Origin of the sequence: Pantoea stewartii, assembly GCF_011044475.1 — a bacterium.
In the GTDB taxonomy this organism is placed as follows: Bacteria; Pseudomonadota; Gammaproteobacteria; order Enterobacterales; family Enterobacteriaceae; genus Pantoea; species Pantoea stewartii.
In genome coordinates this window covers 2,066,958-2,082,920 of the sequence record NZ_CP049115.1, presented here as the reverse complement: position 1 = coordinate 2,082,920, position 15,963 = coordinate 2,066,958, and the positions used below count along the sequence as shown (strand labels likewise).

20 protein-coding genes are annotated in these 15,963 nt (G+C 53.7%); 13 read left to right on the top strand and 7 right to left on the bottom strand.

Annotated features, from left to right (window positions below):
* Positions 1 to 270 precede the first annotated feature (270 nt).
* The 3 genes from G5574_RS09840 to G5574_RS09830 all read left to right on the top strand — a co-directional run bounded on the left by G5574_RS09840 (position 271) and on the right by G5574_RS09830 (position 1,940).
* The gene (locus G5574_RS09840) at positions 271 to 435 is read left to right on the top strand and encodes a con-10 family general stress protein (protein ID WP_006118264.1); all 165 of its coding nucleotides are present in this window, start codon (positions 271 to 273) and stop codon (positions 433 to 435) included.
* 504 nt (positions 436 to 939) lie between these two features.
* On the top strand, positions 940 to 1,437 hold the full coding sequence (locus tag G5574_RS09835; RefSeq protein WP_006118265.1) for a YciE/YciF ferroxidase family protein: 498 nt from the start codon (positions 940 to 942) through the stop codon (positions 1,435 to 1,437).
* Positions 1,434 to 1,940 (top strand): ferritin-like domain-containing protein, encoded by a 507-nt coding sequence (locus G5574_RS09830; RefSeq protein WP_033739715.1) that lies wholly within the window; start codon positions 1,434 to 1,436, stop codon positions 1,938 to 1,940. The genes G5574_RS09835 and G5574_RS09830 overlap by 4 nt, the downstream gene beginning before the upstream one ends.
* Positions 1,941 to 2,010: 70 nt before the next feature.
* Here G5574_RS09830 and G5574_RS09825 read toward each other — a convergent pair whose 3' ends face one another.
* The gene (locus G5574_RS09825; RefSeq protein ID WP_050504863.1) at positions 2,011 to 3,669 is read right to left on the bottom strand and encodes an alpha,alpha-trehalase; all 1,659 of its coding nucleotides are present in this window, start codon (positions 3,667 to 3,669) and stop codon (positions 2,011 to 2,013) included.
* A gap of 317 nt (positions 3,670 to 3,986) precedes the next feature.
* Here G5574_RS09825 and G5574_RS09820 point away from each other — a divergent pair, with 317 nt between their 5' ends.
* Positions 3,987 to 4,493: a GNAT family N-acetyltransferase gene (locus tag G5574_RS09820; RefSeq protein ID WP_058702258.1), complete on the top strand. Its 507-nt coding sequence runs from the start codon at positions 3,987 to 3,989 to the stop codon at positions 4,491 to 4,493.
* Between the two features lie 49 nt (positions 4,494 to 4,542).
* Here G5574_RS09820 and G5574_RS09815 read toward each other — a convergent pair whose 3' ends face one another.
* From G5574_RS09815 to G5574_RS09800, 4 genes are all read right to left on the bottom strand, one after another.
* The gene (locus tag G5574_RS09815) at positions 4,543 to 5,253 is read right to left on the bottom strand and encodes an ArsR/SmtB family transcription factor (protein WP_164482551.1); all 711 of its coding nucleotides are present in this window, start codon (positions 5,251 to 5,253) and stop codon (positions 4,543 to 4,545) included.
* A gap of 5 nt (positions 5,254 to 5,258) precedes the next feature.
* A complete protein-coding gene (locus G5574_RS09810) occupies positions 5,259 to 5,642 on the bottom strand; it encodes an amino acid-binding protein (RefSeq protein WP_006118271.1) in 384 nt (127 codons plus the stop codon).
* Positions 5,635 to 5,958 carry an antibiotic biosynthesis monooxygenase family protein gene (locus tag G5574_RS09805; protein WP_006118272.1) on the bottom strand — a complete coding sequence of 108 codons (324 nt, stop codon included), beginning with the start codon at positions 5,956 to 5,958 and terminating at the stop codon, positions 5,635 to 5,637. Before G5574_RS09805 ends, G5574_RS09810 begins: the two co-directional genes overlap by 8 nt.
* A 171-nt stretch (positions 5,959 to 6,129) precedes the next feature.
* Entirely contained in the window at positions 6,130 to 6,987 is an 858-nt protein-coding gene (locus tag G5574_RS09800; protein WP_164482550.1) for an SDR family oxidoreductase, read from the bottom strand.
* A gap of 103 nt (positions 6,988 to 7,090) precedes the next feature.
* Here G5574_RS09800 and G5574_RS09795 point away from each other — a divergent pair, with 103 nt between their 5' ends.
* The 8 genes from G5574_RS09795 (at position 7,091) to G5574_RS09760 (ending at position 13,890) form a co-directional block, all read left to right on the top strand.
* Entirely contained in the window at positions 7,091 to 7,474 is a 384-nt protein-coding gene (locus G5574_RS09795; protein WP_033739707.1) for a winged helix-turn-helix transcriptional regulator, read from the top strand.
* Between the two features lie 769 nt (positions 7,475 to 8,243).
* Complete coding sequence (locus tag G5574_RS09790) at positions 8,244 to 9,656, top strand: cytochrome ubiquinol oxidase subunit I (protein ID WP_033739705.1); 1,413 nt, start codon at positions 8,244 to 8,246, stop codon at positions 9,654 to 9,656.
* Between the two features lies 1 nt (position 9,657).
* Positions 9,658 to 10,662, top strand: a complete 1,005-nt coding sequence (cydB, locus tag G5574_RS09785; protein WP_033739704.1) for a cytochrome d ubiquinol oxidase subunit II — start codon at positions 9,658 to 9,660, stop codon at positions 10,660 to 10,662.
* 1 nt (position 10,663) lies between these two features.
* Positions 10,664 to 10,831 (top strand): DUF2474 domain-containing protein, encoded by a 168-nt coding sequence (locus tag G5574_RS09780; RefSeq protein ID WP_006118277.1) that lies wholly within the window; start codon positions 10,664 to 10,666, stop codon positions 10,829 to 10,831.
* Between the two features lie 223 nt (positions 10,832 to 11,054).
* Positions 11,055 to 11,921, top strand: coding sequence for a helix-turn-helix domain-containing protein (locus G5574_RS09775; RefSeq protein WP_164482549.1), 867 nt, complete (start codon positions 11,055 to 11,057; stop codon positions 11,919 to 11,921).
* A 166-nt stretch (positions 11,922 to 12,087) separates the two neighbouring features.
* Positions 12,088 to 12,282 carry a hypothetical protein gene (locus G5574_RS09770; protein WP_006118279.1) on the top strand — a complete coding sequence of 65 codons (195 nt, stop codon included), beginning with the start codon at positions 12,088 to 12,090 and terminating at the stop codon, positions 12,280 to 12,282.
* Between the two features lie 212 nt (positions 12,283 to 12,494).
* Positions 12,495 to 13,277, top strand: a complete 783-nt coding sequence (locus tag G5574_RS09765) for a siderophore-interacting protein (protein WP_044241494.1) — start codon at positions 12,495 to 12,497, stop codon at positions 13,275 to 13,277.
* 79 nt (positions 13,278 to 13,356) lie between these two features.
* The gene (locus G5574_RS09760; protein WP_164482548.1) at positions 13,357 to 13,890 is read left to right on the top strand and encodes a PadR family transcriptional regulator; all 534 of its coding nucleotides are present in this window, start codon (positions 13,357 to 13,359) and stop codon (positions 13,888 to 13,890) included.
* 16 nt (positions 13,891 to 13,906) lie between these two features.
* Here the strand turns inward: G5574_RS09760 and G5574_RS09755 are convergent, their stop codons facing one another.
* Positions 13,907 to 14,200, bottom strand: a complete 294-nt coding sequence (locus tag G5574_RS09755; protein ID WP_006118282.1) for an Rdx family protein — start codon at positions 14,198 to 14,200, stop codon at positions 13,907 to 13,909.
* A gap of 257 nt (positions 14,201 to 14,457) precedes the next feature.
* Here G5574_RS09755 and G5574_RS09750 point away from each other — a divergent pair, with 257 nt between their 5' ends.
* Positions 14,458 to 14,973: a CinA family protein gene (locus tag G5574_RS09750; RefSeq protein ID WP_054687184.1), complete on the top strand. Its 516-nt coding sequence runs from the start codon at positions 14,458 to 14,460 to the stop codon at positions 14,971 to 14,973.
* Here the strand turns inward: G5574_RS09750 and acuI are convergent.
* Complete coding sequence (gene acuI / locus G5574_RS09745; protein ID WP_039342315.1) at positions 14,970 to 15,953, bottom strand: acrylyl-CoA reductase (NADPH); 984 nt, start codon at positions 15,951 to 15,953, stop codon at positions 14,970 to 14,972. The genes G5574_RS09750 and acuI overlap by 4 nt on opposite strands.
* Between the last annotated feature and the right edge of the window lie 10 nt (positions 15,954 to 15,963).

The window sequence follows — 15,963 nt, the reverse complement described above, 5'->3', positions numbered from 1 at the left end:
TTTAATAAATAGATCGATTAATAGAGCCTTAGAGGAGCGTTTTCATTAAAGTTTTCGCCAGGAGCGTTAAACTAGAGTTTCCTCGAAAAATAGTTTCATCAATAAAGAATTAACTGGATGTACAAATAAGGTATATGTATCTGCCTTTGTGAGTGTCGTGGCCGTCATGCTTGATTAGGTGATTTTTACAGCTACATTTGTTTGTGCACCCTTTAGTTGATGCAACTTCCACTGTGCTATTTCAATAATTAAACTTGCGGAGAACACAGAATGACTCAATATCGTGGTGGGGCCGGTAATTTCGCTGCAGACAAAGAGAGAGCAGCAGAAGCAGGCCGTAAAGGCGGACAAAACAGCGGTGGGAATTTCAAAAACGATCCCCAGCGAGCTATTGAGGCGGGGCGTAAGGGAGGTAAGGTCAGTCGAAGGAGTTAATTCAATATTAACAAGGGTTTAGCTATTTAAACTGAAACCTTCAGTGAAGCTGACTTCTACTCAATATATAAACTTCGCTGTTTAATCCATGAAATAAACCACCTCTGGTTTAGGATTTGGTCAATCTTGCCGGAAAGGATATTCCTTTCCGGTTTTTTTATTGCTGCTTTTCCGGTCAACGCACGGCTGTCTGAACGAAAAAATGAAATCCGGGTTCACCAGGTGAAACGCCTCTATTTTAACTGAAGGTTAACTTGTACGGTTTTTGCTAATTCTGTACAGGTTTGTCTTAATTGAGGTGAGGCGGAGCATTTATCAAAATAACTCATTTTGAGTAAAGTACTGGTAATTAAGGGAAAAAGGCATTTTCAATGCTACTTTAAAATCTGAATTAAACGGAGCCGAATGCATTCTTCGTTAAATAGTCTAAGGTTAGTGAGTACATTGTCACTGGCGCTGCATTAAAAAATAGTGGCGTAGCCGTTCAATTAATGAGGCTCTTTTATGACTGTCAAAACGTTAAACGATCTCTTTATCCATGACTTGTCCGATGTTTACAGTGCGGAAAAACAAATCGCGAGAGCACTGCCCAAAATGGCGCGTGCGGCAAGTGATGAAAATCTTATCGCTGCGTTTAATCAGCATCTCGAAGAGACACGCGGGCAAATCGAACGTCTGGACGAATTAGTCGACGTTACGCCTGAAGTGAAAATCAAGCGAATGAAATGCCATGCCCTGGAAGGCCTGGTAGAAGAAGCCCAGGAAATTATTGAGTCTGTTGAAAAGGGTGAAGTACGCGATCAGGGATTGATCGGGGCGGCGCAGAAGGTCGAGCATTATGAAATTGCGACCTACGGTACGCTGCACGCGCTGGCCTCAAAGCTGGGTTATACCAAAGCCGCGAAGCTGCTGGCCCAAACCCTTGCGGAGGAAAAGCAGACGGATGAAAAACTGACCAGCGTTGCACAGACCATCAGTTCGGCTGAAGGAGTCGCGAAATGACAGCCATTGAAAACTATCATGACTGGTTGCGTGACGCGCATGCCATGGAGAAGCAGGCCGAGAGCATGTTGAGCAAAATGGCGGGTCGTCTGGAGCATTATCCCGCTCTGGAGCAGCGCCTTGCCCAGCATCTGGATGAAACTAAGCATCAGCTTACTCTGCTTGAACAACTGTTGGATCGCCACGGCATTGACCATTCCATTATGAAAGACGTGATGGGCAAAATGGCCGCCACAGGACAGGCGATTGGCGGCATGTTTACTTCTGACGAAGTCGTCAAAGGCGCGATGAGCGGCTATGTGTTCGAAAACGCGGAAATCGCCAGCTACACCAGCCTGATCGCGGCTGCCGAGCAGGTCGGCGACAGTGATGGCGTCAGAGTCCTGACCGAAATTCGCGATCAGGAAATTGCGATGGCCGAATGGCTGTTCACGCATCTGCCGGAAGTCACTCAGCAGTTCCTGCAGCGCTCTGCGGCGCCAGGCGTTGAAGCGAAAAAGTAAGTTCTCTACAGAGAAATCGCCAGAAAAAAGCCGGGAACGTTTCCCGGCTTTTTTGTGCCTGCGACACAGATTAATCCATCATCATATGGCCATACATCGCCATCAGACGACGGGTTACGCCGTTTGTCCAGCCAAAGCCGTCCTGCAGAGGATATTCACCGCCACCACCGGGACGCGCGCGGTCACCGCTGATATCGTACTTCTCGACCAGTTTATGGTGTAACTGGTAGAAGTTATTCACGGTTGTCAGCCAGTTCACGGCGATTTCGCTCGCCAGGGTTTCTTCGCCGTAGTTATTCAGGCCCACCACCGCCATCCACTGCATAGGCGCCCAGCCGTTAGGTTTATCCCACTGTTCGCCGCTTTCCACCATAGAGGTCAGCAGCCCGCCATTGCTGAGCAGCAGATGGCGCAGCGCGATAGCCTGTAAATGCGCCTGATAAGGCGTTGCCAGTCCGACGAAGAGCGGCACTACCGCAGCGGCGGTGAACGCGCCAAAGCGGGCGCGGCGCCAGTCATAATCCCGGAAAACGCCTGCGGTACTGTCCCACAGGTAACGGGTAATGGCACGTTTGCGGGCGTCCGCCTTATTCTGCCAGGCCAGCGCAGTCAGCTCTTCGCCTTTAACGTGAGACAACGTCGCAATCATCAGCTCAAGCTTGTACAAAAACGCATTGAGATCGATCGGGATAAACTGCGTTGTACGGATGCTCGACAGACGTTTTGGATTACGCAGCCAGCGTGATGAATAGTCCCAGCCTGACGCGGCACCCGCGCGCAGATCGCGGTAAACTTCGCTTGCCGGACGCTTAGAATGACGCGCTGTTTCGATGTCCTCGATCCAGGATTCATCACGTGGTGTGTCGCGGTCGTCCCAGTAACGATTCAGAAGCGAGCCGTTCGGCATCCGGACCACATGGCGATAAGCCTGGTTGGGCATCAGTGAGCCGGCGCCATCCATCCAGAACTGATACTCTTTCATCAGCTGATCCAGATAGCGCTGTGAGCCTTGCACGCCGTCCTCTTCGAACAGTTCCACCATCAGCGCAAACACAGGTGGCTGTGAGCGGCTCAGATAATAAGTGCGGTTCCCGTTCGGAATGTGCCCGTAGTTATCAATCAGCCAGGCAAAGTTGTCGGCCATATGACGTAACAAATCGTCACGCCCTGATTCCGCCAGGCCGAGCATCGTGAAGTACGAGTCCCAGTAATAGGTTTCGCCAAAACGACCACCGGGCACGACATAAGGTTTAGGCAACGGCAGCAACGACGAATGCGGCATATGCTGCTGCGGCATCTTGGTAAGAACCGGCCACAGATCGTCGATGTGCTCGTTAAGCGTTTTGTCAGGGTTCGAAACGTAGAAGCTTTCGTTGATGCCTGGCATATAGAAATGGTCGGCAACGAAACGCGCCAGATCGAAGTCCTTGCTGCGCTTCTGACGGCGGTAACGCATCAGCACATCAAGCGGATCGTATTTGGGCGAGCAGTCGGGGAACGTTTTGCTGTCCTCGAAGATGCCCGACATCTGAACGGCCTCGAAAAGCTCAAGATAGCGATCGGCAGGCGTCAACGCATCCGGCGCAGGCAGACCTTCGATCAGCTCTGGCTCGGGTTCAGAATCCTGCATGCGCTCCAGCTTCAGTTCATGGGGATCGTATTGATACTCAACTTCCGCCCCGGCACGATTCTCTTCGAATGCATTGAGTTGCTGGCGATAAGTATTAATAACGGCCTCCTGAGCGAACGGGGTTGCACAAAAAGGAAATTATAGACCTCTCGCAGGCAGGAACAACAATGCAGATTGTCTATGAACGTAATAAAAATTGTCTATTAATCGTATAGATTGAATAAAACACAGACAATTCAACCGAATATCTCGACTTATGACGTAAATGCATTTCAGATGAATCTCTTACGGCAGGCTTAATAAAATTTTGCCTGGGCCAAAAGGGGCTGTTTTTTCCCTGTGCGGCAGGAAAATGAAGCAAAAGTGGCATGATGTAAGAAAATACCCTCTGGGGTGCCCTGTTAAGGAGAATGATCGTGCGTTCCTTTACTCTGCGACGACTCACCAGCAGCGACAGTGTAGGCTATCGCGCCATTCGGCTGGACGGATTACAACGCCATCCTGAGGCGTTTGGCGCGGATTATGCGCGTGAGCGCTCAGAACCTGACGCGTTTTTTGCGGCTCTGCTGCAAAACAATACTGTGCTGGCCGGATTCGATCCCCAGGGCGAGATCGTGGGCGTGACGGGTTTACGCTTCCATCCCGGCCAGAAACAGCGGCACGTCGCCACGATTTGGGGAATGTATGTGCTGCCTGAGTGGCGGGGAAGCGGCCTGGCGAAGACGCTGCTCATGACCGCAATCGCGCAAGCCCGTGAATGCATCAGCATCCGGCTTGCCGTGAGCGCCACCAATGCAGCAGCAACGGCCCTGTACCGGTCTGCTGGATTTACGACCTACGGAACAGACGTCGCGGCGCTGTATGTCGACGGTGTGTTCCACGATACCGTGCTGATGCGGCTGGACTTAACGGCTATCGGCTGAGGCGCACTGCCAGCATGCCCGCGCGTGGTATAAGGCGAAAAGGAGGCTGTCAGACGAGGCGGAGGTTAAATATGCGCGACAGGCCAGTTTGGCCGCGTGCGGTGACGCCAAGTTCCCGATAGCCGGGCGTCTGCTGTAGCCAGGCTTTTTGTATCATGAAGCGCAGCAAGGCTGCACCGGCCTCGCCACCAAGATGAAAGCGCCTCTCACTCCAGTCCAGGCAGGGGCAACAGGGCTTTCGTCGCGACGGCGAAGTCAGCTCGATGCCTGTTGCGGCAAAATGCGCCTTGCCCTCCATTGTGAGCGCCGTGCCATCCAGCATCAGCCAGCCCGCTGACTGCATAGCATCATAAATACCGACGGCAATCTCACCGGCCAGATGGTCATAACAGGTGCGGGCTCGCCGGAGCCGGTCTGGCGTGGTTGTTTTCAGGACTGAACCGGGCCGGGTCGAAATGCCCATCAGGTTTTCCAGCAGGCCCGCCACCTCATGGCTGGCCAGACGGTAATAACGATGCCGTCCCTGTACCACGCAGGTCAGCAACCCTGTCTCCGTCAGCTTATTCAGATGGCCGCTGGTAGTGGGGGGCGCAACGTCAGCGACCACGCTCAGCTCGGTCGCCGTCCAGGCCCGGCCATCCATCAGGGCACAGAGGATGTGCATGCGCGAGGTATCCGCCAGCGCAGTGGCCACCGTCGCCATGCTGAAGGTCAGAGAAGAGTGTGTGCTGTCATCACACCGGGCCGCCATGCGTGTCATTCTGCTCATCCTTTCCACTGGCGGGTCAGTGCTTCGGCCCGCCTGTCATCATCGGTAATCAGCACCAGCCAGTTGCTGTGATCGCTGTACTGCGCGCGAATATTAATGCCATTTTGCGCCAGGCACTGCGCAATTTCACCCAGTTCACCTGGCCGCTGCTGAGGGAGTTTTCGGCGCAGTGGCCTTCGGACGTCCCTGACATCGAAACCGGCATTCACTAACACCTGCCGGGCGCGCGGGCCATCCTCCACCAGAAAATGAGCGTGACTTTCCTTGCCCGTTGAAAAGACGCCGCCGCCTTCCAGGCCGATGCCATGCTGCCCAAGCAGTGTTCCAAACGCGGCCAGCGACCCCGGTTCGTTCCTGAAGACCACATAAAGATTAAACATGCCGGGTGTTCTCCTCTGGACCAGCATAATCACGCATAACCTTCGCAACGCGCAGGCGGTAATGGCTGAAAATTGTGTTCTGGCCTTCCCGCTGTGCCGACTGATGCAGGCTGTTTTCCCGCCAGTGACGCACCGCCCGTTCATCTTCCCACCACGACAGGGACAATATCTTGCCAGGCTCGCTCAAACTCTGAAAGCGCTCAATCGCGATAAATCCCGGTATCCTGTCCAGTTCGGGCCGAAGTTCGGCCGCCAGTTCAATGTAACGCTGTTGCGCTGCCGGTAAGGCCTCTGCTTCAAAAAGTACGGCAATCATTTCTCTCTCCCTTAAGTCAGCCTGCAGACAGCGTACCCGATGCAAAAGCGGTTACTTCGGTGTGCACCGAATCGTGGCTGATGGAGCATCAGAAAGGGGAGAAAGGGAGTGAGAGAGGATAATCGCTGCGGTTAACCGGCAGGGCTTAACCGCAGCGTAAGCGTGAGTGCGTTATCCCTTTGTCAGCGCCGCGCGGATCACCTCGGCATAAGGCGTGGTGGGGCGAACAAGCAGTTGGCTCAGTGTGCGGGACGCATCGAACAGACCGCCCTGAGCGGCACCCGCATCGGAATCTGCCAGAAGCTCTGCCAGCGGGGCCGGCAAGCCTGCGCTTTTCAGTGCGGCGGCAAAATCTGTCTGTGGCAGATTGACGTATTCCACCTTTTCGCCGCTCTGCGCGGCGATTTCAGCCGCAAACTCCGCCAGCGTATAGCTGTCATCACCGGCCAGCTCGTACACCTTGCCCGCCTGGTCGTCACGCACCATAACTTCCGCTGCCGCGTCGGCATAATCCCGACGCGCCGCAGAAGCGATACGGCCCTGTTCTGCCGCACCGAGAAACGCATGGTGCGCCAGGGCAGGGGCGATGCTCGCCGCGTAGTTTTCGGTGTACCAGCCGTTGCGAAGCAGGGCATAAGGCACGCCAGACGCTGCCAGCAGGGCTTCGGTAGCCCGATGTTCAGCGCCCAGCGACAGCGGAGACTTATCGGCATGGAGGAGGCTGGTATAGGCGATAAATTTCACGCCTGCGGCTTTAGCGGCATCAATGACTGCACGGTGCTGCGCTTCACGCTGGCCCACTTCACTGCCGGAAATCAGCAGGAGTTTGTCGACCCCTTGCAGGGCGGCCGTTAAGGTTTCTGGGCGGTTGTAATCCGCCTCACGTACGTGAACACCACGGGCGGCGATGTCACTCGCTTTCGCCGGCGTGCGTACGGCGGCAACCAGCGTATCTGCGGCTACTTTTTTCAGTAATGCGTCGATAACTAAACGGCCCAGTTGGCCTGTTGCTCCAGTCACTGCGATCATCACATAGCTCCTTTAAGAGGACAGTTGGTCAACAGCAGCCTATGCGATATGCTAACTTTTAGTAAGTACTTACAGAATTGTTAGGATGAAGGGTTTTGTTTAAATGACTGATAAATTAAGCGAAAAATTTATGCGCGGCGAATTGCTGAATGTTAACTGCCCGTCGCGCGATGTGTTAAAGCGCATTACCAGTCGCTGGAGCGTATTAATTTTACTGGCGCTGAAAAATGACACGCTGCGTTTTAGCGAACTCCGGCGTGCAGTCGGCGGCGTCAGCGAACGTATGCTGTCGCAGAGCCTGCGCTATATGGAGGAAGACGGCTTTGTTGAGCGCATCGCTTACGATGTTGTGCCGCCGCATGTTGAATACCGACTGACACCGCTGGGTCTGGAAGTAGGGGAGCAGGTGGTAGGACTGGCCGACTGGCTGGAGATGAATGTAGAACGCATCCTCGCCCACCGGGAGAAACAGTCCGCCGACGCGTAAGACCGTTCATAAGACGGGACCGAAGCGCGCAGAGAAACACTCCCCTCGGCCACCGTAAAAAAATGCCTGTCCGACATAACAGATTCATTCTGCGTCGGGCGGTCTTAATTACTCACAGCATTTCTTTAACATCCTTTTTACCAGGCGACTTTTTCCTGAGGTTTCTGGCTGCGTTAATTATTGCGCGCGATAAAGATGTGATGAGTTATTTACATATTGCATATGATTTTTAACATGCCTGACCGGTTGAGCTTCGTTTTCCTGCCCGGAAATAGCGAAGCCAGAGTGCGAAAAACCGGACGTATTCTAAAAAAAAGCATCATAAAGCGCAGATAAGATAAATATCCTGCTAACAATATAATAAAACACGTGATTCCCCTGTCAGAACGGTACTTTTCTCTGTTTAACGAAGCGCGGAAATGGCGAATGACGCTTAAAAACAGCGAGTTGCGTTATTTTTTAGCGGTAATCTCGCGTGGCCGTTACGGCTCCGTGCAGGGTCTGTTTTAATAACAATAATGTCACATTGCCCCTTTGAAATTAACGTTTTGCTTATCCGTCCTAAATAAGAAAACTTTCAACAAAAAAATGATCTTAATCAAAAAATACTGTTATAGTTTTTACTTATCTGATTGTCTCTGTTTTACCAGGACGAAGCATCTTACATTCGTCATGGCATTTTTCCATGCAATGGAATGACATGCTTTGTGTATAAGTCGTTAATTATAAGTAACTATATGTGGTGCTCTATGTGGCAAAGAGGTAAGCAATGTTTGGATTAGATGCCTTTCATCTCGCCAGGATCCAGTTCGGTTTTACTGTTTCCTTCCATATTATCTTTCCAGCCATCACCATCGGTCTGGCCAGCTTTCTTGCTGTGCTGGAGGGAATGTGGCTCAAAACACGTAATCAAACCTACCGCGATCTCTATCATTTCTGGTCGAAAATTTTTGCGGTGAATTTCGGCATGGGCGTGGTTTCCGGGCTGGTCATGGCGTATCAGTTTGGGACCAACTGGAGTGGTTTCTCCCAGTTTGCCGGCAGTATCACGGGTCCCTTGTTGACCTATGAAGTGTTAACGGCTTTCTTCCTTGAAGCGGGCTTTTTAGGTGTAATGTTATTTGGCTGGAACCGCGTCGGCCCGGGGCTGCACTACTTTGCGACCTGCATGGTGGCACTGGGAACGTTGATTTCCACCTTCTGGATCCTGTCTTCTAACAGCTGGATGCAAACACCGCAGGGCTATCTCATTCAGAATGGCATCGTGGTGCCAGAAAACTGGTTTAAAATTGTCTTTAACCCGTCCTTTCCTTATCGCCTGTTACATATGTCCGTGGCGGCATTTTTGGCCAGTGCGTTCTTTGTCGGATCGTCGGCGGCCTGGCATCTGCTTAAAGGAAATGACAATCCTGCCATCCGTAAAATGTTCTCAATGGCGTTGTGGATGGCGCTGATTGTCGCCCCTGTGCAGGCCATGATTGGTGACGCGCATGGACTGAACACGCTGGAGCATCAACCTGCAAAAATTGCGGCCATCGAAGGCCACTGGGAAAACCCACCCGGTGAAGCCACGCCATTAATACTGTTTGGTTTACCGGATATGGAAGAGGAACGTACTAAATATGCGCTCGAAATCCCGTATCTGGGCAGCCTTATCCTGACGCACAGTCTGGATAAACAGGTCCCGGCGCTGAAATCTTTCCCGAAAGAGGACCGTCCTAACTCCACCATCATTTTCTGGTCATTCCGCGTCATGGTGGCAATGGGACTGTTAATGATCACCCTTGGCGTAGTCAGCCTGTGGCTGCGTTACAAAGGACGCCTGTACCAGTCGCGTCCGTTCCTGTGGTTTGCTTTGCTCATGGGACCCTCCGGCCTGATCGCGATTTTAGCAGGCTGGTTTACTACCGAAATCGGTCGTCAGCCCTGGGTAGTTTATGGCGTTCAGCGAACGATTGATGCGGTATCTCCCCATGGCGAAATGCACATGAGTATCAGCCTGCTCGCCTTTATTCTGGTTTACTCCTCCGTCTTCGGTGTGGGTTATCACTATATGATGCGCTTGATTAAAAAAGGGCCGGTCACCGGCGAAGGCGATACCGTGGAAACAGGTGGCCCCGGACAAATCAAAACGCCAGCGCGCCCGCTCTCTGCGGCCACTCACCATCATGAGGAGCGTTGAGATGATTGATTTTTCTGTTATCTGGTTCGCGATTATCGTTTTTGCTGTCCTGATGTATATCGTCATGGACGGTTTCGACCTGGGCATCGGCCTGCTGTTTCCTTTTAACAAAGACGCAGGCGAGCGCGACATGATGGTCAACACCGTTGCGCCTGTCTGGGACGGCAACGAAACCTGGTTAGTGCTGGGCGGCGCAGGACTGTATGGCGCTTTCCCGCTGGCCTATGCGGTAATAGCGGATGCGCTTTCCGTGCCGTTAACCGCCATGCTGATTGGGCTGATTTTCCGTGGCGTCGCCTTTGAGTTCCGCTTCAAGGCTGTCGAGCACCATCGGGCCTTCTGGGACAAGTCGTTTATTGCCGGTTCACTCCTCGCAACCTTTAGCCAGGGCGTTGCCGTCGGCGCGATGCTGGATGGCATTCCTGTCGAAGGCCGCAGCTTTGCAGGCTCGACGATGGACTGGCTGGCCCCGTTCCCGCTGTTCTGCGGCGTCGGGCTGGTTGTGGCATATGCGCTGCTGGGCTGCACCTGGCTTATCATGAAAACCGAACATGAACTGCACCGTAAAATGTCAGCCCTGGCGACACCGCTGTTGATTGCGCTGTTGTTAATTATTGGCATCATCAGTATCTGGACACCGTTCACGCATCAGAACATTGCACATCGCTGGTTCACCACGCCAAATCTGTTCTTATTCCTGCCGGTGCCTGTACTGGTGCTGCTGTGTGCATGGGGACTGCGCCGCGCAATCAAGCGCGAGGCGCATTATTCGCCTTTCCTGCTGACGCTGGCCCTGATTTTCCTGGGCTTCTCGGGTCTGGGTATCAGTATCTGGCCGAATATTATTCCGCCCTCGGTATCCATCTGGGACGCCGCGTCCCCGCCGCAGAGCCAGGCCTTTATGCTGGTAGGTAGCTTACTGATCATTCCAATGATTCTGGGATATACCTTCTGGAGCTACTACGTGTTCCGTGGAAAAATCAAAGCAGACGAAGGATACCATTGATATGCAGACCCAGGTCAGCAGCAAAGAACGTCAGAATGAAACCCGGTCACCGTGGTGGAAACGCGTGCTGTGGCTGGTGGTCATCTACAGTGCCAGCGTGCTGGCACTCGGTGTGGTCGCGACGCTGTTCAGAATGATGATGACCGCCGCAGGCATGCGTAGCCACTGAGTCCTCCGAACGAGGCAGTGCATTCCTGACTGCCTCCGTTGTTCCCCTCGTCCTTCCATAAGCCAGCCTGTGTGCTGGCTTTTTAAAGTAGTAACCCAGGCAATTAATGCGCTTTTTGCCGCTATCCGGCCCTGGCTGGCCCATGAGTCATGACATCCTGCAACGCTTTTGTTACTATTTTATTACAAATCTTTCCCTCTTTTTTCTTTTCACGTTTTTTAAAATGCTAAGTCAAACCATAAAAAAACAGCATATAAATGATTTAGTCGACTGGATTGAAGCCAACCTGACCAACGACATTTCCATCGATCTGATTACGCTCAAATCGGGCTATTCCAAATGGCATATGCAACGTTTGTTCAAAGAGATGACCGGACAAACGCTGGCGGCCTATACGCGCAAGCGCCGCTTAACCCTTGCCGCTATGGCGTTACGACTGACGCGCATGCCGTTAATTGATATCGCCGTCCGTTTCGGATTTGAAAATCAGCAAAACTTTAACCGCGTGTTTAAAAATCACTTCTCTGTTACGCCGGGCGGTTTTCGCCGTCTTAACGTGCTGCCTGTCCGGTATTTTCACAGCCGTATTGCTCAGCGCGAGCCGGTCATGCCGGTATCGCTTTACCGGCGCGAAGAGGAGTTGCTCCTGCAGGGCGACACGCTGGAATGGGAATGCCCCTATGGCGACTTTATTCGCGACCGGCATCAGCGTATGGCCGGCCTGGTACGCCATTTTGTCCGTACGCAGCAGGGCGACGCGCAAGGATGGCTGGGATTTCAGTATGGCCCCGGCAACGCGTCCGTCGATCAACAGCACATCAGCCTGTTTCGTGGCGTCGCGCTGGCAAACACGGATGCCGGGCCAGACGATCTTCAATGCCGCACGGTGCCTGCGGGGTTTTACGCCCGCCTGGCATGGCGTGGCTCACCGGAAGAACTGACGCGTTTCATCGCGGATATTTACTACCTTTATCTACCGCAGCTGAATGTGGCCTGCCGGCCGGGAATGGATTTGCTCTGTCTGGATTTAACCCGATGCACAGCCGACAACATTGAAGGGGTGTTCTCTATTCCTGTCACGCAGGGATAATGCACATTATGTGCGTCATTGTGTGATAAAGCGCACGATTTTATAAGCAGGCTGGCAGGCAAGGCGTAAAATCCTTACCGAAGCGCTGAGCGCAGCTACGCATACTGTATTTCCTTCTCAGCGCTGGATATTCACCTGCTTTTTACGCCTGAACAGGCAAAATACCATGACCAAAATAACGCAAATAGCCGCCTTTTTTCTGACTGTCGCGCTGTGTGCCGCTCCCGGCCTGGCGACTGCACAACTCACCGATCCCGGCAATGTTCGCACAGGATTACATCCCGGCAGTCAGGCCGGCCACAGCGAGATACTCGGTGACAGCTCGCTGCCGCAAAATAGCGGACAAAATCAGGCGCAGTAACCGCCCGATGACCGACAGTCCTCCTTTAAAAGGCGCGTAAGCGCCTTTTTGCTTTTCAGCGATAAAAGGCCGACAGATGTGCCTGCACCTACTGCCGGACCGCATTTTTAGTCATTGTTCTTAAGATATATCATAGCTATTCTCTCCGACTGACATGAGAATGATTGTTGTTTACTAAGGTTGCGTACAACCCTGTTTTTCGGAGAGCCACTGTGCCTGCATCTTCTTCCCGCCGTTTACCTGAACGTATCCGTAACGCGCTCCGCTTTCGCTGTATTCACGTTGCCACCAAAACCAAAGTGGCTGACCGGTTTTGGCGCATCGAGTTTACGGGCGACGACCTGAAAGGATTTAATTCGCCCGGTTTTGATGACCACATCAAAGTCTTTTTCCCGCCCACCGCTGACACGACGCTGCAACTGCCGACGATGGACGAGGACGGCATTCACTGGAAAGACGGCTTGCGGCCGGCTGCGCGTGACTACACGCCGTTTGACTTTGATGGTGAATCTTCGCTGACAATCGATTTTTACCTGCATGAAAGCGGTGTCGCCAGCGACTGGGCCGCGCAGGCACAGACCGGCGACAGCCTGATTATCGGTGGACCTCGCGGTTCTCTGCTGGTCCCAACGGATTATGCTTTCCAGCTTTATGTCTGTGATGAAACCGGTCTGCCTGCGTTTCAGCGCCGCAGCCGCAGCATTGAAGCCGAAACCCTGCACCTGTTTGCCTTCACCGATGAAAAAACGGGGCGTGACTACTTAGCGGACACCGGCAAGGCAAATGTGGCCTGGCTCGGTAGCCAGCAGATGACGCAGGCGGCTTTGCCAGCCCTGACGGCGGCGCTGGATAAGATAGCGATACCGTCGCATGACGCTTTTATCTGGCTAACGGGAGAAGGGCGCGTCGTTAAACAGCTCGCTGACTACTTCACAACGCAACGCGGCGTGGATGCTGATCTTGTGCGTGCGGTTGCTTACTGGCATCACAAGTGAGTGACCTGCCGTTGATTGAATTTTACCTGGTGGCCCTCTACCATCAGGCTCTTTCTCCTTAAACAGGCAGAGGCGACAGATGGATTCGGCCCATTCAGAACAGGATAACCGCAGCCAGTCTGCGCGGCCTTGCGCAGCGCGGCGGAAGCGCCGGGAAAAGATGCTTGATGCGGGTGAAATGCGCCTGTTGATGCTGCACTTTATCGCTCAGCGCGCCTCGCACGGTTACGAGCTGATTAAATGCGTTGAAGAACTGTCGAAAGGGGAATATTCCCCCAGCCCGGGTATCATTTATCCCAACCTGACCTTGCTTGAGGAAATGGAGGCCATTGAGATTGTCGATCCTCAGGCGGCGAGAAAGGCTTATGTAGTGACCGCAACGGGTCAGGCGATGTTAGAGGCCGAAGCCCAGCGATTGTCGCGTTTGATTACGCGCCTTTCCTCGCTGGCTGTATTAGTCAACAACCGCAGTATTCCCGACATAGAACAGGCGATCTTTCAGTTTAAAAACGCCTTAAATGGCCGTCTGGCACAGCAGGACATCACGGACGAAACACGGCATAAGATTGTGGCTGCGCTGAACGCAGCCGCTGAGCAAATCAGCCGCAGTTAACGCCGGATCGCGCCCGTCAGCTTCCGTCAGTTTTGTTTTTGTCGATGTGTCCCAGTGAACGTTCCGGAAAGCAGATGTCTCTGACACGCTGCTTGAGCACCTGAGCATCGGGAAAGCCGCCGTCACGTTTACGTTCCCACACCAGATGGTCATCTACCGTTACTTCAAATATGCCGCCGCTGCCGGGGCGAAGCGTGACGCTGGCCAGGTCCTGAGCAAAAGTGTGCAACAATTCCTGTGCCATCCAGGCTGAGCGCAGCAGCCAGTTACACTGGGTACAGTAGTGGATCACAACGACAGGTTTTTGCATATTCTTTTCTCCTTTTCCTGAATAAGGGCTGTCAGCGATGTTACGCAATGGCAGACAGGCTACATGAAACATCTACAGGCTGACCGGGACAAACCGGTTCGCGTTGCCAGCCGAAACGGCAGAGAACGATGGGCGACGTGTTAGCCGAAACGGCACAGGCCATTTTCCCGTTTACGCTGATAAAACATCAGATTAGCCGCATCAGATTACTGAGTTTCAGCCATACTTTACCTGTGACAGAAAACAAAGGAAAACTCATGACCATGAAACTCAGTCAGGCTGCTGAACAACTGGGTCAGCAGCTTTTATCCTCTGGTTTGCGTCTGGCAACCGCAGAGTCCTGCACGGCGGGATTGATCAGTATTACGCTGGCGGCGGTCGAAAACAGCGGTGATTTTTTTACCAGCGGCTTCGTCACCTACAGCGAAAGCGCCAAAGTGCGTCTGCTTGGCGTTAACCCGCAAACGCTGGAAAACCACACTGCAGTCAGCAGAGAAACCGTGTGTGAAATGGCGCTGGGGGCGCGTGAACGGTCCGGCGAACCGGTGAGTCTGGCGATAAGCGGCTATGCCGGACCGGACGGCGGCGAAGATGGTACGCCTGCAGGCACTATCTGGGTAGGATGGACATTGCCTGATGGCAAAGTCGTTGCCCGTTGTCAGCACTTTTCTGGCGACCCCAAAGCCGTCATGGAGCAGGGCGCGAGCTGGGCACTGCAGGGGCTAAGCGCGTTACTGATGCAGCAGGATGCGCCGCCCCATAAAGACCGTTAGCGGCAGTCCACCACCAGGCGGCCGCGAACCTTGCCTTCAAGCAGATCCCGCGCGCCCTGACTGGCTTCGCTCAGTGGGATGACCGTGATCATCTGAGACAGTTGCGCATCATTCATCAACTGTCCGAGCCGTTGCCAGGCCTGCTGGCGAAGCGGTTTAGGGCACATCACGCTGTCCACGCCCGCTAGCGTCACGCCGCGTAAAATAAAAGGCGCGACGCTGGTGGGCAGATCCAGCCCCTGAGCCATGCCACAGGCGGCGACAACGCCATCGCGCTGCGTACCCGCCAGAACGTTACTCAGCGTATGGCTGCCCACGCTGTCGACAGCCGCGGCCCAGCGCTCTTTGCCCAAAGGTTTGCCCGGCTGAGACAGTTCAGCGCGATCCATAATCCTTTTCGCGCCCAGCGTGTTGATCAGCCAGTTTTCATCGCTGGCGCGGCCGCTGGAGGCGATCACCTCGTAGCCGAGTTTTGCCAGCAGGCTGACGCTAAAGCTGCCCACGCCACCGCTGGCACCGGTGACCAGCACGGGGCCGCGATCGGGCGTAACGCCCTGTTTTTCTAAAGCCAGCACGCACAGCATGGCGGTAAAACCGGCGGTGCCAATGGCCATCGTATTCAGTGGCGATAAGCCGTCTGGCACGGGCACTAACCAGTCGCCTGCGACACAGGCTTTTTGCGCCAGGCCGCCCCAGTGTTTTTCTCCCACGCCCCAGCCGGTCAAAATAGCGGTGTCGTCCTGCTTCCAGTCGGAATGCTGGCTGGCGACTACGCGACCGACGAAATCAATCCCCGGCACCATGGGAAATTCACGGACAATCGGGCCTTTATTACAGATGGCCAGCGCATCTTTGTAGTTCAGGGTGGAATAGTGCACGTCGAGCGTGACATCCTGGTGGGGCAATTGTGTTTCGGAGAGTTCTTTTAACTCGGTACGGTAACCTTGTTCGTCATTTTCAATGACCAGTGCCTTAAACATACAGCCTCCG